The organism is Sporomusa sp., assembly GCF_035561155.1.
In the GTDB taxonomy this organism is placed as follows: Bacteria; Bacillota; Negativicutes; order Sporomusales; family Sporomusaceae; genus Sporomusa.
Genome location: NZ_DATMYD010000007.1, coordinates 46675 through 72259, shown reverse-complemented (window position 1 = coordinate 72259; position 25585 = coordinate 46675). Strand labels below are relative to the sequence as shown.

Here is a 25585-nt window from a genome sequence, read left to right as displayed (position 1 = left end):
GGTCATAAGAAATACTTTGTTATTTATTTAACAATACTCCATCAAATAACCGTAAATAAGTATAGATGCCTCTTTTCCAATGTTGAATACTGTTTTAGTTAACTCCGTAAACACTCCAAATAGATATTATTTTTGTGCGTATGGCTTGGTGGCTGGTTTTTTGGTGAAACGTCAGCAGTTGCTCAATTATTTAGTGGGAAGCCACGTGGGGGTAATTCCTTTTTGCTTTTTTGGTTATGTGGTTGGACTATAGGTGGAGGCTGGGCTTTTCTTACGTTATTGTGGAATCTGGCCGGGAGCGAGTGTATAACAGTCGCCAAGGGGATTTTGAAAGTTGAAAAGAAGATAATGGGGATTGGTATTAGTCGAGAATATAGCTTATCCTCAGCTCGTGATTTCAGGGTTGTAGCCGATCATAATTCAAACTCGCTATTTGGCAGTAGAAGCGGGATGAGTTTTTGGGGATATGTCGGCGGTCCTATTGTATTTGATCCAAAACATAGTTAAAATAGGTGTCCACAAAATACGTAAAAATCTAAGCTTCTCATAATTTTCCAGAGAATTGTATCCCAAGCTCATCTGCTACAGACGACACCCCCTTAGATTTGGGGACGGTTCTTGCTTGTTAGTTTGTGGTAGTGTAAAATAATGTTGAGGTGGTGTTTATGCCCAGATGTGCTCGAAAAAAAGGCGAATACGAAATGTATCATGTTATTCAACGCGGTAATGAAAAAAAGTCGATCTTCTATGATGATGAAGATCGAAAACGGTATTTGGAAATTTTACAAAAGAATCAAGAAAAGTATGATTTTAAGATATATGCATATTGTTTGATGGATAATCATGTTCATCTACTAATGGCTTCAAACGGTAGTGACATTTCACAAGTCATGAAAAGCATTAATGTAAGTTATGTCATGTATATCAACCGTAAGCATGTAAGGTGCGGGCATTTTTTTCAGGATCGTTTTCGTAGTGAAATTATTACAAATGATGCGTATGCGCTACAAGTCTCGAAATATATACATTTAAATCCTGTAAAGGCAGGATTAGTTGCTAGCCCAGAAAAATATCAATGGAGTAGTTATACTGAATACATGGCAGAGCCACTGGTAATAGACAAATTGGTAGATAGATCATTTTTGCTTAGCTTTTTGGCACATGATCTTAGCAGTGCTCAGAAGCGATACCGGGAATACATAGGGCTGTCTGAACTTCAGCAACCACCATTGCATACAGATTGTCGTAATATGATTAGCTCAGTAGTTGAGGTTGAACGAAAAAAGATGTCTCTGGAAGAATGCAGAGCCTTTGTTGCTAAGCATATTCCCCAAATACATCACGAGCAGACCGGGGGAAGAGGCAAAGAAAACTCTGCAAGAAATCGATTAGTAAAAGAACTCCGGTGTAACTCCAACTTATCTTTGAAAGAAATCGGGAAGTTAGTAGAGTTGAGTGAATCCAGAGTTAGCCGGATAATAAAATCGGCAGAAAAGTAGCAAGCAAGAACCGTCCCTGTGATGCGCCTCAGAGGTTTCTATAAAGAGGAGATGAGATTGTGAACAAAGCAAAGCTCAAAGAAGCCGAAAAAAAATTTATCATGCGATTTCCTGGTGGATTTTCTAATCCTCAGATGCTCGAATTGACGAAAAAGCACAAAGTAGAAAAAATGAAAAAAATGGCGCAAGACAGCTTCGCCATTGGTCAGTTTGAAAGTGCCGACAATATCATAGATTCCATGGGGAAGATTGTCAGCCAGTCCTCTTTGATTTCTCTTTTTGAAAAGCCTAAGTTTAGAGATTTAGTGAAAGTCTTGAACGACAGTGAAAAAAAACATTTAGCCCATGGCCTGAAGGAGTTTTTACATGGAGATCAGGCGTTTGGCTTTGGGTTGATGACGGGGCTGCTTCATGAGTACAAGCTGGCGAAATGGCCGTTGTTAACAGTTTGTTCTATATATTACCGGCCAAGTGTGGAAGTTTTCATCAAACCGACCACAGCGAAAGGAATAATAGAGTACTTTGAATTAACAGGACTCAAATACCATTCCAACCCAACCTTTGAATTTTATAAGGCTTTTCGAGAACAAATCATGCAGATGAAACAAGAAGTCCATGCTTCGCTACAAGTTGATAATGCTGCTTTTTGCGGGTTCCTTATGATGACTCTGGAGAATCATTTGCATATAGATTGAATAACGAATAGGATCGGTGTTGGTTTTTCACAAGTAGGTAAGAATTAGCTATCGCCGTTGCGGGGACGAGACAGGGGACGGTGGTATCGTCTTTCGGACGCATCCACCGTCCCTGTGTCTTCCTGTAGATCATTTTTGCTGGGCTCTTTGGCCAAAGATCTTAGCGGTGCTCAGAATCGATACCGGGAATACATAGGGCTGTCTGAACTTCAGCAACCACCAGGTCATACAGATTCTCGTGGTATGATTAGCTCGGTAGTTGAGGTTGAACGGAAAAAGATGTCTTTGGAAGAATGCAGAGCCTTTGTTGCTAAGCATATTCCCCAAATACATCACGAGCAGACCGGAGGAAGAGGAAAAGAAAACTCTGCGAGAAATCGATTAGTAAAAGAGCTCCGGTGTAACTCCAATTTATCTTTGAAAGAAATTGGGAAGTTAGTAGAGTTGAGGGAATCCAGAGTTAGCCGGATAATAAAATCGGCAGAAAAGTAGCAAGCAAGAACCGTCCCTGGCAATGATAAAGGCTTATGAAAAACCTGAATGGGGTAAAGATGGGGAGAAGAACTCTGGTATTTAGATTTGTAAGGAAAAAGGGGAACGATAGAATGGAAGCAAAACTTAAAATGATTTTTTCTATGGCCGTCTTCGGGACTCTTGCAATTTTTGTTAAAAATATTTCTCTTTCAACTGGGGAAATTGCACTTTTCAGGGCCATTATAGCGTCAGTGGCAATTATCATATATAAACTTGCAAGCGGAAAGGAATTTTTATTCTCAAAATTAAAAAGAGACCTTCCTTTACTTTTTGTTTCAGGTGCAGCAATAGGCTTTAACTGGATTCTACTTTTTCAGGCATATCACTATACATCTGTTTCAATTGCTACATTAAGTTATTATTTTGCGCCTGTAATTGTTATGGTAATATGCCCAGTTTTATTCAGAGAAAAGATAACAATGAAGCAAGTAGTGTGCTTTGTTATGGCAACAATAGGGCTCACTACGGTAATTGGCGTTGATGGAATGGAAGGATCTAAGAATAATCTTATTGGCATAGGCTTTGGTCTTAGTGCGGCACTACTTTACGCAACGGTTGTGGTACTTAATAAGTTTATTAAAAATGTTACTGGTATTGACAGAACGTTAATACAATTTACTGCAGCAATTATTGTCCTTATACCATATATATTCGCAACAACAGGCGTACATATGAGTATTTTAGACAATGTTGGAATAATAAATCTTTTAATACTTGGTCTTGTTCATACTGGAATATCGTATTGTCTGTACTTCTCATCACTTAAGGATTTAAAAGGTCAAGAAGCAGCGATTTTAAGCTATATTGATCCACTTATTGCGATCATTGTTTCGGTAACTATTTTAAATGAATCAATAAGCTTTATGCAGATTATAGGTGGAATGATGATTTTGGGTTTTACACTTTTAAATGAAATTAATGCAAAAGCTTAGAAGATTTAGCGATTTTGTTAAATTGGGATTAACTTCGCCATACCCGACACGGAGAACCGTATCACTGGTATCGGCGAAAGATATATCAATAAGAGCTAGGAGAAAAGAATATCTATTGACAGAATTGGGCAAAAATGACATAATTTACCCTAAGCAACTGACAATTTCATAAACCATAATACAAAAGTGATGATTGGGAATAAAAGCAATATATTGACTGCCACAGAGAGCCGGAGTTGCTGAGAACCGGTGCGGAGTTGTTGCTGATTAAATCACCCATGAACTCTTCTCCGAAAATTACAGGACTAGTTCTGTTTGGATTAGGCAGAGGCGCCACCTGGGCGTTAACCAGGAATCGGTTGATTGACCGATATAAAGGTATAAATAAGGGTGGTATCGCGCATTTTGCGCCCCTATTCAACTATAAGTTGATTAGGGGCGCTTTTATATTAAAAAAGGGAGAGAGATTAATGAAGAATATCAAGAGAAAAATGAAGACAATGGATGGCAATACAGCCGCAGCCCACGTTTCTTATGCTTTTACCGACGTAGCAGCTATCTATCCGATCACCCCATCGTCGAATATGGCCGAACATGTGGATGAGTGGGCAGCCCAAGGTAGAAAAAATATATTCGGACAGACCGTGAAGATTGTGGAAATGCAATCTGAAGGCGGTGCCGCCGGTGCTGTACATGGTTCCTTGCAGGCGGGAGCATTGACCACTACATATACTGCATCACAAGGCTTGCTGCTAATGATCCCGAACATGTATAAAATTGCCGGAGAGCTTTTGCCTGGCGTATTCCATGTCAGTGCCAGAGTCGTTGGCGCCAATACCATCAGTATTTTCGGTGATCACTCAGACGTTATGGCAACAAGGCAAACCGGTTTCGCGCTGCTGGCAGAAAGCAGCGTCCAGCAAGTTATGGATTTATCAGCTGTGGCTCATTTGGCTGCAATCAAAGGCAGAGTTCCATTCCTTAACTTTTTTGATGGTTTTCGGACTTCTCACGAAGTACAAAAAATTGAAGTCCTTGAATATGACGAACTGGCCCAATTGTTAGACCGAGATGCGCTCGATGAGTTTCGTAGAAGGGCGTTGAATCCCGACCATCCGGTCTTAAAGGGAACGGTTCAGAATTCTGACATTTACTTTCAGCAGCGAGAAGTATCCAATCGATATCATCAAGCCCTTCCGGAAATTGTAGAAGGCTATATGAGCGAAATTAGCAAGCTTACCGGCCGGAAATACCATCTTTTCAACTATTACGGCGCAGAAGATGCTGATAGAATGATTATTGCTATGGGGTCGATGTGTGAAGCCATTGAAGAGGTGGTCGATTATCTGAATGCCAATGGAGAGAAGGTTGGTCTGCTGACAGTGCATTTGTATAGACCTTTCTCAGTTGAACATTTCTTTAAATACATTCCCAAAACAGTAAAGAAGATTGCTGTTTTGGATAGGACTAAAGAGATGGGTGCTTTGGCCGAGCCGCTATATCTTGATGTAAAATCAGCATTTTATGGCAAAGAGTGGCAGCCAGTCATTGTGGGCGGTAGATGTGGTATTGGTGGTAAAGATGTAATTCCCGGCCATATTCAAGCCATTTTTGATAACCTAAGAGACGGGCAGCCAAAAGATAACTTTACCGTCGGCATTGTTGACGATGTAAATCATACTTCATTGCCTTTTGGTCAGGATATTGACACAACTCCACCAGGGGCCAAAGCTTGTAAGTTCTGGGGTCTTGGCTCGGATGGCACAGTTGGCGCTAACAAGAACGCCATCCAAATCATTGGCGATTACACCGATATGTATGCCCAGGCTTATTTTACCTATGACGCCAAGAAATCCGGTGGCGTTACTATATCGCATTTAAGATTCGGTAAACAACCGATAAAGTCTCCCTACTTAATCAATAAGGCGGATTTTATTGCCTGTCACAACCAGTCGTATGTTGATAAATACAATGTGCTGGAAGGTTTAAAGAAAGGCGGCAGTTTCCTGTTAAACTGTACGTGGACCGAGCAGGAACTGGAGGATAAATTGCCTGCCGCTATGAAGCGTTATATTTTTGATAATGATATTAACTTTTACACTTTAGACGCTGTTGGCATTGCCCAGGAGATTGGCCTTGGAGGCCGGATCAACATGATTATGCAATCGGCCTTCTTTAAAATTGCCGATATTATTCCTTTAGAAGAAGCCGTTAAGTATCTAAAAGCGGCGGTGGTAAAATCTTACGGCAATAAGGGCGAAAAAATTGTCAGTATGAATTGTGCTGCCATTGACAAGGGAATAGACGCCAGTTTGCAGATCAATGTTCCTGCTTCCTGGGGAAATGCCCAGGATGTAAGCTGTGAAGCCAAACAAACGCCAGCCTTCATTAAGAACATTCTGATTCCAATGAACCGGCAAGATGGGGATAAACTGCCGGTAAGCGCCTTTCTTGGTATGGAAGACGGCACGTTCCCCTTGGGGACTTCGTCCTATGAGAAACGCGGCATTGCCATTGATGTTCCCTATTGGTTGGCTGATAGCTGCATACAATGTAATCAGTGTTCTTATGTATGCCCGCATGCTGCCATTAGACCGGTATTACTTAATGGGGAAGAGCTGAAAAACGCGCCGGAAGGTTTTATTGGTAAACCAGTTTCTGGTTTGCCTGACCTGAATTTTGCCATTGTCGTTTCGCCATATGATTGCACAGGCTGTGGTAACTGTGCGCAGGTCTGTCCGTCTAAGCAAAAAGCTTTGGAAATGAAACCGCTTGAGACTCAACTTGATCAACAACTCTTGTGGGATTACGCCATGACGCTATCGCCCAAGACCAATCCAACCAATCCATTCACGATAAAAGGCAGTCAGTTTGAACAGCCATTACTTGAATTCTCGGGTGCCTGCGCAGGCTGCACCGAGACCCCTTACGCTAAACTTATCACGCAATTGTTCGGTGACAGGATGATGGTGGCCAACGCTACCGGTTGTTCTTCTGTCTGGGCAGGTAGTGCGCCGTCTGTACCTTATAATAAGAATTACCGGGGGCATGGACCTGCCTGGGGAAATTCTTTGTTTGAAGACAATGCTGAATTTGGTCTGGGTATGCTGCTTGGCGTAAAGCAAGTCAGAGCAAAATTGGCGATCGATATCACAGCAGCAGCTAAACTGAATTTAGGAGAAGAATTCAGTTTAGCCTGTGAAGATTGGTTAGTGAATCAAGAACAAGGTGAAGGTACACGAGCTAGGGCTGATCGATTAATTACGGCTTTGGAAACAGTAAAGAGTCATGTTCCGCTCGTAAATGAAATCTACAAGAATAAAGATTTTCTGGTAAAGAGATCGCATTGGCTCTTTGGCGGCGACGGCTGGGCCTATGATATCGGCTTTGGGGGTCTGGATCATGTGCTGGCCTCTGGTGAAGATGTCAATGTCCTGGTATTTGATACCGAAGTATACTCAAATACCGGCGGTCAGTCCTCTAAAGCAACACCGACAGCGGCCATTGCTAAATTCGCGGCTAGCGGTAAGCGTACCAAGAAAAAAGACCTTGGCATGATCGCGATGAGCTATGGCTATGTCTATGTAGCGCAAATCGCTATGGGTGCCGACAAAAATCAAACGCTCAAAGCTATTGCCGAGGCTGAGGCTTATCCAGGGCCATCCTTGATTATCGCCTATGCTCCTTGTATCAACCACGGCCTAAAAGTTGGTATGGGCTGCAGTCAGTTGGAGGCCAAGCGAGCCGTTGACAGCGGTTATTGGGCAATGTACAGGTATAATCCACAATTGAAAGGCACCATTAAAAAACCATTTACGCTGGATTCCAAAGAGCCAACTATGAACTTCCAGGAATTCCTTATGGGTGAAGTACGTTACTCGTCCTTAAAGAAGCAATTCCCTGAAATGGCTCAAGCCTTGTTTGAGAAAACCGAGCAAGATGCAAAAGAAAGATTGGAAAACTACAGGCGATTGGCTGGCCAACATGGAGTAGTTAACCAGGAAGCGGCGGCAACAAAAGAATAGTAGAAAAGGGCTGTCTCATCAAGTAGGTTTACTACTGTTGAGACAGCCTATTTTTAGGGCCAGAATAGTGATGCGGCCATCTTTCCGAAACCGACTAGGGGAAAGGTGGCCGATCTTTTTTACGCCGTTTGCTTGAGGCGAACGGTTCCCATCTTGGAGTAGCTATCATGGATACGTAAAACTCCCTGCATGACCGATATCGACTTATCCTTAGATATAGTAGTCGCATCCCTAAGGGCTAAATTTTTTGTGTCAGCTATGACTAAAGGATAGTCCAAATATTGGGTAATGCTGCATTTATGAAGCCGAAAGCATTGGTATTTGTCTAAGAGTATGCTGGTAGAAAAACAAGTTGCTGGATCTAATTGTTTGTTGCAGGATTGTTGACATTTATCGGGAATATTCAACAGTAATTTACATACAGGATAGTGTAAGTGCAGGTAAAAAGGTTCTTGATTTAGGCTGAAAGATGGGCACGCAAGGAGTATAGAGAATGAGAATTAGTATTAGAGAAAAATTGGTTATTTGCATTGTTCTTCTGGTTATCACTGCTGTTTCTGCGGCGTTAGTACCGGCGCTATACTTTTTTTCGGGCATGTTGGAGCAGGAGCAGAAAAGAGCGGCTCTACAGGGCGTTAATGGACTAAATAATATTATAGAAGAATACAAAGTGGAGGCCGCTCATTACGCCACGGTTTTCAGCAAGTATCCGACAATTGCCAAGGCTGTCGAAGAAAAGGATGCGACCTTTTTGCGCAACCAGTTGACCGCGATGGGGCAAGACGCCAGACTTGATTTTGTGACAGTCACAGATGAGAAAGGCATTGTCATTGTCCGAGTTCATGAACAGCGTTCAGGTGACAGTCTTGCCAGCCAGGCGGGTATTAAGGCGGCCCTTAATGGGATGACTATTTCCACTCTTGAGCCAGGTAATGAGATTAAACTTGCTATTAGAGCAGGGGCGCCGATTAGAAATGAACAAGGGCGTATAGTAGGTGTACTTTCGCTTGGTTATGATGCTAGCAGGAACGAAGTTGTTGATCGCGCCAAGCAGCTTTTTAATACTGAAGCAACACTGTTTTTGGGTGATCAGCGGGTTTCGACAACCATTGTGAAGGACGGTAAGAGGGTAGTCGGTACTAACTTGAATGAGATGGTCGCCGCCGAGGTGTTAGGCGAGGGCAAAAAGCATATTGGTCGTGCCGAAATTCTTGGAACAGATTATATGACGGCGTATCTGCCGATATTGGGAGCGGACAATAAACCGATCGGTGTTCTTTTTGCGGGGGAATCCTTAGATGATTTTCTGGCGGCTCGCAATAAAGCTATTATGGTTTTGGGCTTTATTGTTCTATGCTTTTTGGTTGGTGCGGTTTTTACCGCGACAAACCGTTTGCACATTGAATTAGAGGAAACAAAAAACAGATTGGAAAAGACGGTGCTATCCCGGACGGTAGAACTGGAGAAAAGTTACATATTTACAGAATCGGTTTTGGAAAACATTCCTGATGCCATATTTGTCAAAGATGCCAAGGAGCTTCGATACCTAAGGGTCAACAGGGCGGCGGAAGATTTACTCGGATATTCGCGGGAAGAACTCATTGGTAAAAATAATTACGACATATTTGAGCAGGATTCGGCTGATTTGTATACTACAACCGACCGGGAAGCGCTTACTCACTTGAAACTTGTTGACAATCTAGAAGAGCCAATGCTGACAAGAAAAAAAGGACAAAGGTGGCTTCACACCAAGAAGATTCCTATTGCTGACGCGAAAGGAATTCCGGAATATTTATTGGGAATTTCCGCTGATATTTCTGAGATAAAAAAGACAGCAGAGGCACTAAAAAAAGCTGAAGGGGAAAAGCGTCTGGTTTTAGACAGTACACTTGATATCGTCATATATCATGATTTGGATTTACGGGTTGTATGGGCTAATCAAAAGGCGGCGGCTTTAGTTGATAGAACCTCGGAAGAGCTTACAGGCAGTTTGTGCTGGGAAGTGTGGTACAATCGCAAAGAGCCTTGTGAAGGATGCCCGATTATTTTAGCTCGTGTTACCGGTCAGCCACAGGCGGCAGAATTAACTTCTCCGGATGGGCGAGAACGATTCATCCGTGGCTATCCGATTAAAAACGACGATGGCGAGCTAATTGGTATTGGCGAGTTTTGTTCAGATATAACCGACCAAAAGCAAGCTGAGCGGGCAGTAAGGAAAAGTGAGGCACGGTATCGGGCGGTAGTCGAAGCCCAAACGGATTTGATTTGTCGCTGCAAGCCAGACGGGACACTGATTTTTGTTAACGATGCTTTTTGTCGCTTTTATGGTATTGATAAGGAAGAACTTGTTGGCAGGAATTTTGCGGACTTGCTTATACCAGATGATCGAGAATCTATTCAAAGACAGATATTTTTGCTTACGCCAAAAAAACCGATTGGGTTTGCAGAAACACGTTACATTAGACCAAATGGAAGCGTTAGATTGATAGAATACGTCAGTCACGCTTTTTTCGATGAGGATGGCAATATTATTGAATATCAATCAGTTGGACGGGATAATACCGTTCAGAAAGAGGCGGAGGAAAAAGTTTCCGAGGCAAGGGAGGCAATTGAACGCGCTTCGAGAGTGATGGCTTTAGCAGTCATTGGTGGAGGAATTGCGCATGAAATCAACCAGCCGCTTAATGCCATTCGAATCTTAGCCGAGACCGTTCTGGTTTTGCAGCAGAATAAAGGTGAATTACCTGTTGTGGAAACTTTGCAAAGTGTCCGTAATATTTCCCAACAGGTCGACAGAATCGATGCTATCGTAAATCATTTACGGGCATTTCTGCGCAGTAGTCAGAATTTTGAGTATGTACCTTGCAATTTGAATAGTGCTATTGAAAAAGCCTTGTCAATCATTACTCACCAGCTTGTGTCTAGACAAATAAAAGTACAAAAAACGTTGGCGGCAAAAATGCCCCCAGTGCATGGGGCGCTTGTGAGGTTTGAGGAGGTTGTTCTCAATCTGTTGATGAATGCCATGCAGGCGTTTGAATCTTCTAGTGAAAATCATAAAGAGATTATTATTACGACTTGGGTTGATGAGAATGTCAATCTTACGATATGCGATAATGGGCCAGGGATGAGCCCGGAAATACGTAAAAAAGTCTTTGAACCATTTTTTACCACGAAAAATGGTTCAGAATGCATGGGTCTTGGGATGTCCATCGTTCAGTCCATCGTTGCCGCAAGTAACGGTTCTATCGAGGTCGCGAGTAACTCAACAGGTGGGACAGTAGTCCATATCACCTTCCCGATAAATGAACGATAAGCGACAAGATGTCTGTAGTGCAAAACTACCCTAGTGCTATCATTCTGCGGAAATAATAGCTAGCTTGTCTGGCGAATTGCTTTCGTGCAAATGGCAACGATTAAACGATTTTCGTGGCATAGTTTTTGCAACATATTTGTATGAGGGGACGACTGGGGAGGCGGAACAGCAGTTTTTGAGGATGCTTAAAACCAAACCGGTGCTTCTTTTGCATCAAATATGCTTTCCAGGCAAAGCTAGTAAATAATCCGTATCTCTGCAGTTTTTGCAGAATCGCGGGTTTTATCTTGCGTGCAATTTTTGCACGATAACGTTGTACTGCGATGCCATTATCGGTGTACCTTGTACTTAATAATAGCGCCTTTCTGGTATTAATCCGATCTGTGGAATGACGATACAAATAGCTTTATCGAAGACCGTGAACGTATAATTGAGCGCCGAATTGACAGGGGGGACGGAGATTGCGGATTTTGCTTGTTGATGATGATGTGGAGGGGAGGTCCTTTCTGGCTAATTATTTAGTGTTGCTGGGACACGCTATTACACAATGCCAGTCAGGTGAAGAAGCACTCGCAACTTACAATAACAATGTTTTTGAGATGATTTTGTCTGACATCAAGATGGATGGAATCTCAGGGATCGAGTTGGTTCGCGAAAGCAAGAAGATCAAACATGAGCCAGCGGCAGACGTTGTGCTTTATACTGGTTTTGTCGATCTCGAATTGGCCATCGGGGCTCTGAGGGCAGGGGCCTATGATTATTTGACCAAGCCGATCAATATGGATGAACTCAAAGCAATTCTAGAAAGGGTGGAAGAACATCAGGCCTTGCTTCAGAAAAACGAAGTACTGGCAAAGCATTTTGACGAAGATGTAAAAGTGGTCATGCAGGATAAGCATGAATTAGCGGAATTACAGCAAAAGGTAGCTACCCAGGCAGGGATAGGGAAGATCGGGATTTTTTCAGATGTGATCAAGCGAGTCGTTCGGCAAGCGGAACAATATCACACTGACCGGTCATTGCCTGTTTTGATCCAAGGCGAGACCGGCGTCGGCAAGGAAATCATCGCGAAGATCATTCATTACGGAGAAAAACTCGAATCTGGTCCGTTTATTGACATAAACTGTACGGCAATCACCCCCAGCTTGTTCGAGAGCGAGTTGTTTGGGTATGAGGCGGGCTCCTTTACAGGTGGGTCTACACGCGGACAAAAAGGCAAGCTGGATATGGCGATGGGTGGTACGCTTTTCCTCGACGAAATTGCCGAGATCCCGATCGAATTACAGGCTAAGTTGCTGCGGGTTATTGAGGAGAAGAGTTTTTATCGTGTCGGTGGCTTAAAAAAAATTAAGACAGATATCAGAATCATCGCTGCAACCAACCTTGATTTTGAGAAACGTATCGCCGAAGGGTTATTCCGTAAAGATTTGTATTATCGGCTAAAGGTCGGCCAAATTATTATTCCGCCGCTGCGCCAACGCAAAGACGACATTCTGCCGCTGGCGCGGATGTTTTTGCAGGATTTTTCTGAGCGCCGGGGCAAGCAATTCCGGAATATCAGCGAGTCCGCGGCTCGCCTGCTTTTGTCTTACAATTGGCCGGGCAACATTCGCGAGCTTCGCAACGCAATGGAATGGGTATCATTTATGTATGATGGTACTGAACTGAAGGAAGAACACCTTGGCAACCTGGCCGGGAAAGCCATTGTGCCTGATATTAAGGAGAAAGAGTCTAGAGGCGAATGGCAAAAAGCGACAGACGTTCCAGAAGCGTTTGCTTTGGGGGATCATATTGACGAACTCATCGAGCAGGCACTCCGCCGGTTTGGCGGCAACAAAACCCAGGCGGCGCGATCACTAGGTATTTCGGTTCGGGCCCTCTACTACCGTTTGGAGCGGCTACAAAAAAGACGGGCAAATGGCGATTGACATCTGCATATATTGCAGACTTTGCATTTGCATACTTCCTGCAAAATGTGCAGATTTTTATAATAAATGGAAATATTTTGATAGATTTTGGGTTATTGTGAAGAGTTTCTGGGTTCAGAATATAACGTTTTTGGATTTGAAAAATGCTCGATGAGCACAAGGTTTTTCCTGCGGACAATATAAAAATTAATATGAAAATTTATAAAACATGCCTTTTGGCATGTTTTATGCGTTTATAGGGAGACAAGTTAGAAAGTTTTAGCATGGCCGAGATCAAAAAAAAGAGAGGTGGGCAATTTACAGCAAGGCTTATGCTGATACCGAGACTTATCATTCAATCTATATGATGAAAGTAAGGAGGAATTAATAATGAATTGTTTTACCCCTACGGAAGTAGCTGAAAACTGCTGTAAAGCGCAGGTAAACCGGACCAAACTGAGTATCGGGCAAATGATAGTTCTGGGTCTGATCGCTGGCTTTTATATCGCCTTCGGGGCGAACGGCGCAACCATGGCGACCCATGACTTCACTTCGCTGGGAGCCGGTTTTCAGCGGTTTGCGTTTGGTTCCGTGTTTTCTGTCGGCCTGATGATGGTTATCAATAATGGTGCAGAGTTATTTACAGGCAACTCGCTAATGTGGACAGCCCTTATTGATGGGCGAATTTCGATCTACGATATGTTCCGCAACTGGTTCTGGGTACTTCTAGCCAATTTGGTTGGCTCTGTTGCTTTTGCCGTACTGATGTACTATACCGGACTGTGGAAATTCAACAATGCTTTGTTCGGAGCCTTTGCCTTGAAAATTGCTGTTGCCAAAGTCAACTTGACCTGGACGGAGGCGTTTGTTCGCGCCATCTTTTGTAATTGGCTGGTATGTATAGCGGTTTGGATGTCATTAGCAGCCAAAGATGTTATTAGTAAATGTGCCGCAGCCTATGTGGGGGTCATGACTTTCGTTATGAGCAATTTCGAGCATAGTATCGCTAACATGTACTTTCTACCGGCCGGCTTGTTTGCCAAGTATACTCCCGGTGTGATTGAGGCTGCTAAATTACCCCAGGCAGCGCTGGATTCCGTCAATTGGGCCTCCATCATTTTGAATAACTGGATTCCTGTCACTCTCGGTAATATTGTTGGCGGCACAGTTTTTGTAGCCAGCCTTTATTGGTACAGCTATGTACGTAAGCCTAAAATTCAAAATTCGGCTGTAGCAGAGGCTGCTGCCATGAGTAAGTAGTTGACGCAAATACGCTTTTGGGGAAGGGAGAACAGGCCGTGAAGAGTGTACTGACAACCTGCCCGTATTGTGGGACCGGTTGTACCTTCTACTTGAATGTGGAAGGGAGCGAAATTATTAGCGTTAGTCCGAATGAGCACAACGCCGTCAATCAAGGCAAGCTTTGTTCCAAGGGGCACTTTGGCTTTGATTTTGTGCACCATAAGAGCCGCTTGAAAAATCCATTGATCAGAAAAGACGGCAAGCTGGTAGACGCTACCTGGAGTGAAGCAATAAAACTGGTGGCGGCGCAAATCAAGAAAACCGTCAAGAATAATGGAGCCGACAGTTTAGCGGCTTTCAGTTCGGCACGGTGTACCAACGAAGAGAATTTTCTAATGCAGAAACTGATGCGCGCGGTGATCGGCACTAATAATATTGATCATTGCGCCCGTCTCTGACACGCTCCTACGGTGGCCGGTCTGGCCACAGCGTTTGGCAGTGGGGCGATGACTAATTCCATTAATGAACTCGACACTATGGGCCCGAGAGACGCAATTTTTGCTATTGGCACCAATACGACAGAATGTCATCCCTGGATTGGCGTAGGGATGCTAAAAGCTCATGAACGAGGTACCAAACTGGTTGTTGCCGATCCACGGGAAATAGATTTGGCCCGGCATGCTGATGTTTGGTTACGGCATAAACCTGGTACTGATGTGGCTTTGCTTAACGCATTAGCTAATGTAATTTGGACCGAGAATTTAGCAGATAAGAATTTTATTAGAACGCGGACCGAAGGCTTTGACGATTTTATAGAAACGGTAATGAAGTATACCCCTGAATATGCGGCCACCATCACGGATGTTCCTGCGGCTAAGATTTACCAAGCCGCAAGAATTATCGGCAAGGCGGAAAACACGGCATCTTATTACACGATGGGTATTACCCAGCATACTACCGGCGTTGATAACGTGTTGAGTGTAGCTAACCTTGCTCTGGTAACAGGAAACCTTGGCAAGGCAAAGGGCGGAGTTAATCCGCTGCGGGGGCAAAACAATGTGCAGGGTGCCTGCGATATGGGGGCTCTCCCCAATGTTTATCCAGGCTATCAAGCCGTCACTGATCCGGCGGTAAAAGAAAAATTTGAAAAGGTATGGAACGCTAAGCTCAGCGATAAAGTGGGGTTGACAATCCCGGGCGTTCTCCATGCTATCGAAGAAGATCAGGTGAAGTTTCTCTACGTCTTCGGCGAAAATCCCATGCGCAGTGATCCCGACATTAATCATGTTAAGCATTGTCTTGAGCATGTGGAATTCCTTGTTGTCCAGGATATCTTCCTGACTGAGACCGCCGAGCTTGCCGATGTTGTCCTCCCCGGAGCCACTTTCGCCGAAAAGGACGGCACATTTAGCAATACCGAGCGGAAGGTACAACGGATCCGTAAAGCTATCGAACCCATAGGCAATAGCAAGCCTGACTGGAGAATTTTAGCGGACATTATGAAAGCTCTCGGCTATCCTTCTGACTACCAATCCCCTGAAGAGATTTTTGAGGAAATACGGGGCGTTACGCCCAGCTATGCCGGTATTACTTACGAGCGGCTGGAAAAAGGCGGTTTGCAGTGGCCTTGTCCCACCACCGATCATCCGGGAACTCCGATTTTGCATACCAGTAAGTTTAATCGTGGCCTGGGGAAATTCTCGGCAGTTGAGTGGAGGCCTCCAGCGGAACTTCCTGACGAGGAATACCCGCTGATGTTAACTACCGGACGAGTTGTTGCTCACTACCATACCGGTACTATGACCAGAAAGAGCTGGGGCCTTAACGGTACTTACCCTGAAGAATCGCTGGAGATTAACCCGGTCGATGCTGACAAGCTTGGAATCGAAGACGGCGATGATATTCTGGTTTCTTCGCGGCGTGGAACGGTGGCGACGAAAGCGCAGGTTACAGATCGTGTTCCACCGGGACTTACCTTCATCACGTTCCATTTCACTGAGAGCCCGGGCAATTTGTTGACCAACAGCGCCTCAGATCCGATTACTAAAACGCCTGAATTCAAAGTATGTGCCGTTAAGGTGGAAAAGGCAGGCTAATTGAGCAAGATAACAGGATTAACGATGAAGGGAGCAAATGGCATGAATACTCAATTAAATACGTTTGTCGTGGCAGATCCACATAAATGTATTGGCTGCAAGGTTTGCGAAGTGGCATGTGCAATGGCCCATTCCGACAGGAAGATCACTACAGCGGGAACATTTGAAACACCGGTTATTTCGAAACTGTACCTGGTAAAAACGGCAGAGATTACAATGCCCATTCAGTGCCGTCACTGCGAGGATGCAACTTGTGCCAATGTTTGCCCGATTTCAGCGATAAAGCAGGTCGACAACAAAATTCTTATTGATGAGACAACTTGTATTGGCTGTAAAACGTGTATGATGGCGTGCCCGTTTGGCGCAATTGATCTCGCGCCTGTTTTTAAAGAAGGTGCTGCCGTTATACAAAACATTCTGAGAGTGGAAACCACCGAAGGCTTGATCGAGAAAGAGATGGTTGTAGCCAATAAATGCGACTTGTGCGCGGGGCGTGTGAATGGCCCAGCTTGTGTGGAAGCGTGTCCGGAAAAGGCGCTGGAAGTGATTACTCCCAAAAAAGAAAAGAAAAAGCGCAACATAGAAGCAGCGCTCAGCTTGAAAAAATTTATTGGCTGACGGTTAGGTGTATTTCAAAGACGATAGGAGGCGCTCATAATGACCACTGATACTTCCCGAATTATCAATATCGACCAAGAGTTGTGTACTGGTTGCCGTCGGTGTGCGACAGTATGTCCGGTTGACGCTATCGAAGGTGAAAAAGGACAACCTCAGACCATCAATCAGGATCGCTGCGTCGTCTGCGGTCAGTGCGTGCAAATCTGCAGCGCGTATGCGTCTATTTTCGATGATGACATCGCCTCCAGGGAGCAAAAAATTGCGGAACGAGGTTTGCTCCCTACGGTAAAGGAACCGCTTTTTGCGGCTTATAACCGCGGTGATGCTCAGAAAGTAAAAGAAGCGCTTGCCGATACCAGCCTGTTCAAGATGGTGCAATGTGCTCCTGCTGTGCGCGTGGCTCTTGCTGAAGATTTCGGGATGCCGCTTGGCAGCCTTACGCCCGGTAAGATGGCAGCGGCTTTAAGAAAAATTGGTTTTGACAGAATATATGATACCAACTTCACCGCCGACCTCACGATCATGGAAGAGGGCTCCGAGCTTATTGAGCGTGTGACCGAAGGTGGCATTTTGCCGATGTTCACTTCCTGTTGCCCCGCCTGGGTAAAATATGTTGAACAGACCTACCCGGAACTGATTCCTCATCTGTCAAGCTGTAAATCGCCGCAACAGATGGCTGGCGCCTTATTTAAGACCTATGGAGCGCAAGTAGACGGAATAGATCCGGCTAAAGTCTGCAGCGTGTCGGTCATGCCTTGCACGTGCAAAAAGTTTGAATGTGACAGGCCGGAGATGGAGGCCAGCGGCTACCGCGACGTGGATATGGTTCTTACGACCCGTGAACTGGCTCAATTAATCAAGGATGCCGGTATTGACTTTGTCAGTTTGCGGGAAGAGGAATTTGACAAACCGCTGGGTACTTATACCGGAGCCGGAAATATCTTCGGTGTCACCGGCGGGGTAATGGAAGCCGCTTTGCGTACCGGCTATGAATTGATTACCAAGGAGTCCATCCCCGAAGTAAAATTGAACTTTGTTCGTGGTGGCGAAGGCATAAGGAAGGCCAACGTAAAAGTCGGTGAGCTTAATCTCAAAGTAGTTGTTGTATCCGGGCTTGCTAATGTTAGAACCGTTCTGGAAGAGGTAAAGGCGGGAACAGCTGACTTCCATTTCATGGAGGTAATGACTTGTCCTGTCGGTTGCGTAAGTGGCGGCGGGCAGCCCAAGGTGCTGATGCCGTCAGACAAGCAAATTGCCTATACCAACAGAACCTGCAATACTTATGTGCACGACGAAACTCTTGCCATGCGCAAGTCTCACGATAATCCCGATGTACAAAAGTTATATGATGAGTTCCTGGGGGAACCGCTCGGCCATGAATCACATCATTTGCTACATACTAAATACATTGCAAGGAGGTAGGGGTGTGTGAATACATTTGTCGTCGCCAATCCCAATAAATGTATTGGTTGCAGGGCCTGTGAAATTGCCTGCGCCATTGCGCACCTTGATACCACCGTAGTAACCGCAGGGGCAACCGAGGTTCCGTTTCTTCCGCGGCTTAATCTGATCCGAACATCGCGGGTAACCATGCCGATTCAGTGCCGTCAGTGCGATGATGCGCCTTGCGCTAATGTATGCCCGGTGGAAGCAATAACCCAGAAAGACAACACGATAATCGTCAACACCAAACGGTGCATTGGTTGCAAGACCTGCATGCTGGCGTGTCCTTTCGGCGCTATGGACATGGTTCCTGAATGGGAAAAGGGGGAACCTTTGAAACAGGCAGCTCTTAAAGTGGAGAATGCGGAGGGCGAAGAGGAGATCAAAGAAGTACTTATTGCTCATAAATGCGACCTCTGTGCCGGACGCGAGAAGGGACCAGCCTGTAAGGAGGTTTGTCCAGCAGAAGCGTTTGTGACAGTAAATCCTACTTTGTCTAAGGCTAATATTTGTGAGAAACGGATTTCCAGTGCTCTTGAATTTGCCAGAACCAAAAGATAAGGCTAGATTTGCGTTTCAAAATCCAAGCTCCCCAAAGCATTTAGGGGATTCGCTGAGGCCGGTGCCGGCTCATTTTGCAAGGCCAAGCCTTTAGTTTTACAAGTAAAGTGGTTCAAAAAATACTATTAGGATTAAGGCGGTGATTTTTAGTGCCGATTGATCAACTATATATTTTGGTTGTTGTCTTATTCGGGTTGGGTGCAGTATCTACTCTTGTCACTAAAGATAGTCCGAAAGGGGCCAATGTTCTTTCCCATGGGTTGGCTGCCCTGGGATGTATTGCGACCATTGCATTGGCGATTTCTATTTTCGTCACAGGAGGACAGACTCTTTCGTTTTCCCTTGGGGCTCCCTTGGGGGTTATTACTATCCGGCTCGATTACCTTGCCGCCTTCTTTTTGTTTGCCTTCGGCGTAGTGGGAACCGCGGCCAGCGTTTACGCTATCGGTTACTCCCGCGAGTATTACGACTGCAGATTTGCACAGTTGGCGGCTCTTTATAATCTGTTTCTGTTGTCAATAGTGCTCGTATTGACCATCGGCCAGATTATTGCTTTTATTGTTGTATGGGAGCTAATGACGGTTGTTTCGTTCTTCCTTGTCAATCATGAATATGAAAAAACGAATAACACTAAAGCGGCATATCTGTACATTTTGATGACACATGTCGGCACGGCATTTATCGCTATCGCTTTTTTGCTGCTGGCGATGTCGGCAAACTCTCTGGATTTCGCGGCACTGCGAACCGGTGTAATGTCCGAACTTTTGCGTAATTCGGTGTTCCTTTGCGCCTTGATTGGGTTTGGGACCAAGGCCGGGATTATTCCCCTTCATATTTGGCTGCCGGAGGCGCATCCTGCTGCGCCCAGTCATGTATCGGCACTGATGTCCGGCGTTATGATCAAAACGGCCATCTATGGAATGAGCCGCTTCTTCCTGGAATTTCTGGGCGTTGGCCCGGAATGGTGGGGTCACTTGGTTTTGGCCTTGGCGATAATCTCTTCGGTTTTCGGAGTGCTTTATGCCCTCATGGAGCATGACCTTAAGCGCTTGCTCGCTTATCATAGTGTAGAGAATATCGGCATCATTTTGCTTGGAGTAGGGGCCGGCATGGTGTTTATGAGCAAAGGGATGCCTGGGTTGGCAGGACTGGCTTGGATGGCCGGACTGTATCATGTGTTCAATCACGCAGTTTTCAAGTCATTGCTGTTCCTGGGGTCTGGCGCGGTGCTAAGTGCCACCCATACCAAAGATGTGGAACATCTTGGCGGGCTTATTAAGAAGATGCCTTATACCGCGTTGTACTTCCTGATCGGGGCCGCAGCCATTTCCGGCTTACCGCCGCTCAACGGTTTCGTCAGCGAATGGCTGACTTTTCAGGCGTTGTTTTTCCTGCCTAAGGCTGTGGCGGGTATGCTGGGCAAATTCTGGGCCATTACGCTCATTGCCCTGTTGGGTTTGACCGGTGCATTGGCAGCCACTTGTTTCGTGAAAGCCTTCGGTGTGACCTTTTTGGCCAAGCCGCGTAGCAGGCATGCCGAGCAGGCCACAGAGGTATCCTGGCCGATGCTTGCCGGGATGGCGTTTTTGTCCTTGGTATGCGTGGTTTCTGGTGTATGGCCGCAGTGGATGATCGGTATTCTGAAGAATGTAGTTTCTGGCTATGGCAGTATCAGTGTTGCTAGTTTACTGGATGATAGTCAGTGGTATGCTGTTGCGCTCCAAGTGCAGCAGACGGACGGCACTCTCGCTATGCCGATAGTTCTTGTTATCATTATCGCCGGCTTGGTTTCAGCCTTTATTTTTGCTCGCTTCTATGGATTGCCCCAGAGTAAAACGGGCGAGACCTGGACTTGCGGCATCATCCCCAATGCCCGGATGGAGTACACTGCGACCGGCTTTGCCCAACCTATTCGGCGAACCTTCGGCAGCGTACTGAACCCGGTGGATCAAGTGAACGCCGATAAGTCGCTCAACCCTTATCACGGCGTAAAGATGTCTTTACATGTGCATGTTACTCACTATGTAAACGAAATGTTGTATAAACCGTTGTACGAGGGTGTAATGGCTTTTGCCAACTACCTAAAAGGCATTCAAGCTGGCAGTCTCCAGTTGTACATCGGATATATCATGGCAGTCACGGTAGTAGTTCTAATCATCGGGACAAGGTGGTGATAACATGGCTATATTAACAATTCTAGCTCAAGCCATAGTCATTGTGTTTTTGGCACCCTTAATCCAGGGCATCATTAAGAATACCAAGGGGCGCCTCCAGAGTCGGCGGGGTCCAGGCTATCTCCAGCCGTACTATGATTTTGTAAAGTTTCTCAAAAAAGACAGTGTCGTATCACCCACTGTATCCTGGATATTTCATTTTGCGCCATACATCTACTTTGCAACAGCCATTGGCGCCGCAGCGTTGGTGCCAACCGTTGTCACCAATGCCGGAGTGAAGTTTGACAACTTGCTGGTTCTTGTTTATCTATTCGCTCTCGGACGGTTTTTTCTGGCAGCGGCATCTCTTGACGCCGGCAGCAGCTTCGGCGGCATGGGCGGTTCCCGGGAAATGTTTATAAGTGTTTTGGTGGAGCCCCCCCTGATGCTGGCTCTCTTTACAGTGACTTTTAGCGCGAATTCGAATTCTTTGTCGACAATGGCCAGTGCTGTAACATCTGCGCCTATTACATTTTCAGCTCTTTTGGCGGCCGTGGCTTTCATCATCATAACTGTAGCGGAAACAGGCCGTATCCCGGTTGACAATCCCGATACCCATCTGGAATTGACCATGGTTCACGAAGGCATGGTGTTAGAGTATTCCGGTCGGCCGGTAGGGCTGATCTTCTGGGCATCTGCCATCAAACAGCTAGTGTTTGTCTTGTTGTTGGTCAATCTCTTTATTCCGTGGAATTTGCCGGGATTTGACTCACAGCCGTTTATCGCCCCCTGGATGTTTGTCAAAGTCGTGCTTGCCGCTGTTCTGCTGGCTTGTATCGAAACAAGTACCAACAAAATACGTCTATTCCGCGTGCCAGGGCTTATGGCCGCAGCCGGAGTTTTTTCGCTGCTGGCGTTAATAGCTCAGTAGAAGGAGGGAACGACCATGGAGTTACTAACAATTATGCTTTTGCTGGCCGCCATTCTGCAAACCAGGATATCAAATCTAAGGTTGGCGATCAATATTATCCTGGCACAATCAGTCCTTGTCGCGATGGCTTGTGCCATCATCGGCATACAAACCAATGAGGTTCATATGTACGTTGCCGCGCTGTTGACCGCGGTAATTAAAGTTGGTCTGATCCCTTACGCTCTGTACCGTGTGTTACCCTACCTGAGGGAAGAGCGGGAAATTGTTACCAAAGAAATCATGCGGGCTAACTTCTCGACTTTTTCGGCACTCCTGTCGATTATTTTGGCGTATGGCTTGATTAGTCCGACATTTATGCCGGGAGTGGCAGTGGTGTCCGCTTTGCCGGCGGCTGTCTCGCTTGTGCTTATTGGCCTGCTGTTCATCATGACCCGCCGTCAGGCTGTCATGCAGATTATCGGCCTGATCACGATGGAAAACGGTTTATACCTGTTTGGGTTGTCCATTACGCAAGGTCTACCGTTGATCATCGAAATGGGCATTTTTCTCGACGTTTTGGTGGCGGTAGTGGTGCTGGTGATTCTTACGTACCGGCTAAAACTGTCGCTGGAATCGACCGACATAAGCCTACTGAAGAAGTTGAAAGGGTGATATCATGAATGAGTTGATCCTGTTGGCGCTGGTAGTGCCGATCGTCACTGGATTGCTGTCGTTGGTACAGGCAAGGCCAAGAGCCTTACGCGCCATCAATCTGTTGGGCAGTGCGGGAACTACCGCTGTTTTATTTTCCATCATCTATCATATCACCCAGGGAAACGTGTATAGTGCAGAATATTTCTATGTTGATCATTTGAGTGCGGTGCTGCTGTTCATTGTCGCTTTGCTCACTTTTACAGCAACTTTGTTTTCGCTGTCGTACATGGAAAAGGAAGTGAAAGAAGGAAATATTACCGAGCAGATGTTGCCTCGGTATTATGGGCTGCTTAATCTGTTCAGCTTTGCCATGATCAGTGTGCTGATTGTCGGTAATCTGGGATTAATGTGGGTTGCGGTTGAAGGAACGACGCTGGCGTCCGCGCTGCTTGTCGCCTTTTATTTCAACCGTGAAGCCTTGGAAGCGGCATGGAAGTACGTCATGATTTGCACCGTGGGAATTTGTCTGGCTTTACTGGGAACGATGATCCTCTATTATGCACAGGTGACAGCCGGCGGTGACAGTCAGGCTCTCAATTGGGTTACGTTAAAAAGTATCGCCGGAAAACTGGATCCGTCGGTAGTCAAAATAGCGTTTATATTTATTCTCATCGGTTACGGCACGAAAGCCGGCCTGTCGCCGATGCACACTTGGTTACCGGATGCCCATAGCCAGGCACCATCGCCAGTCAGCGGGTTGCTGTCAGGGGCTTTACTAAGCTGCGCGCTCTATGCCCTGGTCCGTAACATGATTATTGTACAAGGTGCGATTGGTACGCAGTTTCCTCAATACCTGCTGTTGGGAATCGGGCTGCTGTCCGTTTTGATTGCTATCCCCTTCATTCTTGCCCAACATGATGTCAAGCGGCTGCTGGCCTATTCCAGTGTCGAACATATGGGCATCATTACCCTCGGGCTAGGGGTAGGTACTCCACTGGCGATTTACGCTGCGCTTCTGCATATCGTTAATCACGCTGTTGCCAAATCCTCGTTGTTTTACATAGCCGGACTAATTACGCAGGAATACAAGACTAAAAATATCGACCAGATCCAGGGCGTTGTAAAGGTAATGCCGCTGGTGACTACGATGTTCATTATCGGGATTCTGGCCATCACTGGATCACCGCCGTTCAACATTTTTATCTCCAAATTTATGATTATTCAATCGTTGTTTGAGCATCAGCAATGGTTAGTTGGTGGAGTTACCCTGATACTGTTGACATGTATTTTTGCCGGAATGATGCGCTATTCACTAAAAATGAGTTACGGCGCAGTATCCGACGGAATGCATCAAGTGACTGTCGCTTCTTCAGCTATGACTGCCATGGCTCTGTCCCTGGTGATCATTATCATTGGCGGAATTTATTTGCCCCCGCTGGTAAATAACGTGTTAGTGCGAGCGGCGGAAATCGTCTTAGGGGGTTGATTTTATGTATGAACAGCTAACTATTTCAGCAGATAATCTGCGAGATACCGCTTACTCGATATATCAAGACGGCCAAAATGGACTTATTTCCATGTTTGCCAACGATGAACGCCCGGTGAATGGCAGCTACGCCATCTACTGTGCTTTTTCCCTCTGGGGTGGGATACAAGTGGTGAAAGCGCTACTGGATACAACAGGGCCGCTGGAGTTTCCTTCCATCACGCCGAAGATTTCGGCAGCGGCCTGGTACGAACGGGAAATTAACGATTTGTTTGGTTTGAAGCCTGTCGGGCATCCTGACCTGAGACCGCTGGTGCTTCATGAAAACTGGCCGGATAATCTGTATCCGTTACGTAAGGACTTTGATGTTCGGACACCTGTTCCTACTGCCAATAAGGAATATCCTATGGCTTGCGTAGAAGGAGAAGGGGTCTTTGAGGTCCCCGTCGGCCCTATTCATGCCGGTATCATCGAACCTGGGCACTTCCGGTTCAGTCAATCCGGCGAGGGAATTATCCGCTTGGACGCTAAGATGTTTTTTGTCCATCGTGGAATTGAAAAAGCAATAGAAGGTCAGCCTCTGGAAAAAGCCTTCTATCAGGTTGAACGGATTTCCGGGGTTTGTGGAATTGCTCATTCATTATCCTACTGTCAAGCTATTGAATCGCTGGCAGAGACGAAGGTCCCGCTAAGAGCTCAATATTTGCGGGCGTTGGTGGCTGAACTTGAACGGCTATACAATCATATAGGAGACATCGGCAATCTCTGCGCCGGTATGGGCTTTGCCGTGGCCATCATGGCCGGCGCCCGTATGAAAGAGTCCATTATGCGAGTAAATGAGGCGCTGACTGGCAACCGCTTCTTGCGGGGCATGGTAGTTCCTGGCGGCGTGCGTCTTGATATTACTGATGATTTGGCAGACCAGATCAGGAGTTTGCTAAGCAATCTGGAGCCTGACTTTTCGGAACTGATTGGATTGTTCCAGCGTAATGATGAGTTTTTGGACAGGGTCAATTTCACCGGAGTAGTACCCCGTCAAGCCGCTATCGACCTTGGAGTGGTGGGCGTGGGTGCCAGGGCATCGGGGGTGGATACCGACTTCCGGCGTGATTATCCCTATGGTTGCTATGCCAATCTTAAGTTTGATGTCCCTGTATATACCACTGGTGATGTCGCGGCCCGCCTATGGGTACGTGTTGACGAGGTCTATCAAACTATTGGGCTGATTCGGCAGATTCTTGATACAATGCCGAACGGGAAGCTTAGAGTCACTATATCGGAGATAAAGCCCTTTAGCAGTGGGTTTGGCTGGAGCGAGTCTCCCCAGGGCAGTAATATCCACTGGCTGATGGTTGGGGAAAACAATACCGTGTATCGGCTTTTTGCCCGGGCTGCGGCTTACCCCAACTGGCCTGCGCTCACGGTGGCGGCTCCAGGCAATATTATTCCCGATTTCCCCCTTATCAACAAAAGTTACGAATTATCCTATGCCTGCTTAGACCGTTAGGAGGGAA

Annotated in this window: 18 protein-coding genes and 1 other annotated feature; all 18 genes read left to right on the top strand. The window is 45.9% G+C overall.

The window, feature by feature from the left end; all coding sequences use genetic code 11:
- The first annotated feature begins 222 nt into the window (after positions 1–222).
- Complete coding sequence (locus VN447_RS01505; protein WP_325522093.1) at positions 223–507, top strand: hypothetical protein; 285 nt, start codon at positions 223–225, stop codon at positions 505–507.
- A gap of 158 nt (positions 508–665) precedes the next feature.
- The gene (locus VN447_RS01500) at positions 666–1499 is read left to right on the top strand and encodes an REP-associated tyrosine transposase (protein ID WP_325522092.1); all 834 of its coding nucleotides are present in this window, start codon (positions 666–668) and stop codon (positions 1497–1499) included.
- Positions 1500–1558: 59 nt separating this feature from the next.
- Entirely contained in the window at positions 1559–2194 is a 636-nt protein-coding gene (locus VN447_RS01495; protein WP_325522090.1) for a hypothetical protein, read from the top strand.
- A 147-nt stretch (positions 2195–2341) separates the two neighbouring features.
- The gene (locus tag VN447_RS01490; RefSeq protein ID WP_325522088.1) at positions 2342–2686 is read left to right on the top strand and encodes a hypothetical protein; all 345 of its coding nucleotides are present in this window, start codon (positions 2342–2344) and stop codon (positions 2684–2686) included.
- Between the two features lie 113 nt (positions 2687–2799).
- A complete protein-coding gene (locus VN447_RS01485; protein ID WP_325522086.1) occupies positions 2800–3660 on the top strand; it encodes a DMT family transporter in 861 nt (286 codons plus the stop codon).
- Positions 3661–3840: 180 nt separating this feature from the next.
- Positions 3841–4078: a binding site (T-box leader), on the top strand.
- 52 nt (positions 4079–4130) lie between these two features.
- Positions 4131–7685: a pyruvate:ferredoxin (flavodoxin) oxidoreductase gene (nifJ, locus tag VN447_RS01480; RefSeq protein WP_325522084.1), complete on the top strand. Its 3555-nt coding sequence runs from the start codon at positions 4131–4133 to the stop codon at positions 7683–7685.
- 493 nt (positions 7686–8178) lie between these two features.
- Entirely contained in the window at positions 8179–11001 is a 2823-nt protein-coding gene (locus tag VN447_RS01475; RefSeq protein ID WP_325522082.1) for a PAS domain S-box protein, read from the top strand.
- Positions 11002–11462: 461 nt separating this feature from the next.
- Positions 11463–12929, top strand: a complete 1467-nt coding sequence (locus VN447_RS01470; protein ID WP_325522080.1) for a sigma-54 dependent transcriptional regulator — start codon at positions 11463–11465, stop codon at positions 12927–12929.
- A 369-nt stretch (positions 12930–13298) separates the two neighbouring features.
- Positions 13299–14168, top strand: a complete 870-nt coding sequence (locus VN447_RS01465) for a formate/nitrite transporter family protein (protein ID WP_325522078.1) — start codon at positions 13299–13301, stop codon at positions 14166–14168.
- 38 nt (positions 14169–14206) lie between these two features.
- Positions 14207–16246 carry a formate dehydrogenase subunit alpha gene (gene fdhF / locus VN447_RS01460; RefSeq protein ID WP_325522075.1) on the top strand — a complete coding sequence of 680 codons (2040 nt, stop codon included), beginning with the start codon at positions 14207–14209 and terminating at the stop codon, positions 16244–16246.
- Positions 16247–16288: 42 nt separating this feature from the next.
- Positions 16289–16864, top strand: a complete 576-nt coding sequence (locus VN447_RS01455) for a 4Fe-4S dicluster domain-containing protein (RefSeq protein WP_325522073.1) — start codon at positions 16289–16291, stop codon at positions 16862–16864.
- A 39-nt stretch (positions 16865–16903) separates the two neighbouring features.
- Positions 16904–18286 carry a [FeFe] hydrogenase, group A gene (locus VN447_RS01450; protein ID WP_325522071.1) on the top strand — a complete coding sequence of 461 codons (1383 nt, stop codon included), beginning with the start codon at positions 16904–16906 and terminating at the stop codon, positions 18284–18286.
- 6 nt (positions 18287–18292) lie between these two features.
- Entirely contained in the window at positions 18293–18868 is a 576-nt protein-coding gene (locus VN447_RS01445; protein WP_325522069.1) for a 4Fe-4S dicluster domain-containing protein, read from the top strand.
- 149 nt (positions 18869–19017) lie between these two features.
- Positions 19018–21042 (top strand): hydrogenase 4 subunit B, encoded by a 2025-nt coding sequence (hyfB, locus tag VN447_RS01440; protein ID WP_325522067.1) that lies wholly within the window; start codon positions 19018–19020, stop codon positions 21040–21042.
- Between the two features lie 4 nt (positions 21043–21046).
- Positions 21047–21952 (top strand): respiratory chain complex I subunit 1 family protein, encoded by a 906-nt coding sequence (locus VN447_RS01435; RefSeq protein WP_325522065.1) that lies wholly within the window; start codon positions 21047–21049, stop codon positions 21950–21952.
- Between the two features lie 15 nt (positions 21953–21967).
- Positions 21968–22603, top strand: coding sequence for a hydrogenase (locus VN447_RS01430; RefSeq protein WP_325522063.1), 636 nt, complete (start codon positions 21968–21970; stop codon positions 22601–22603).
- A 34-nt stretch (positions 22604–22637) separates the two neighbouring features.
- Positions 22638–24071 (top strand): hydrogenase 4 subunit F, encoded by a 1434-nt coding sequence (locus VN447_RS01425; protein ID WP_325522061.1) that lies wholly within the window; start codon positions 22638–22640, stop codon positions 24069–24071.
- Positions 24072–24075: 4 nt separating this feature from the next.
- The gene (locus VN447_RS01420; protein WP_325522060.1) at positions 24076–25578 is read left to right on the top strand and encodes an NADH-quinone oxidoreductase subunit C; all 1503 of its coding nucleotides are present in this window, start codon (positions 24076–24078) and stop codon (positions 25576–25578) included.
- Positions 25579–25585 lie beyond the last annotated feature (7 nt).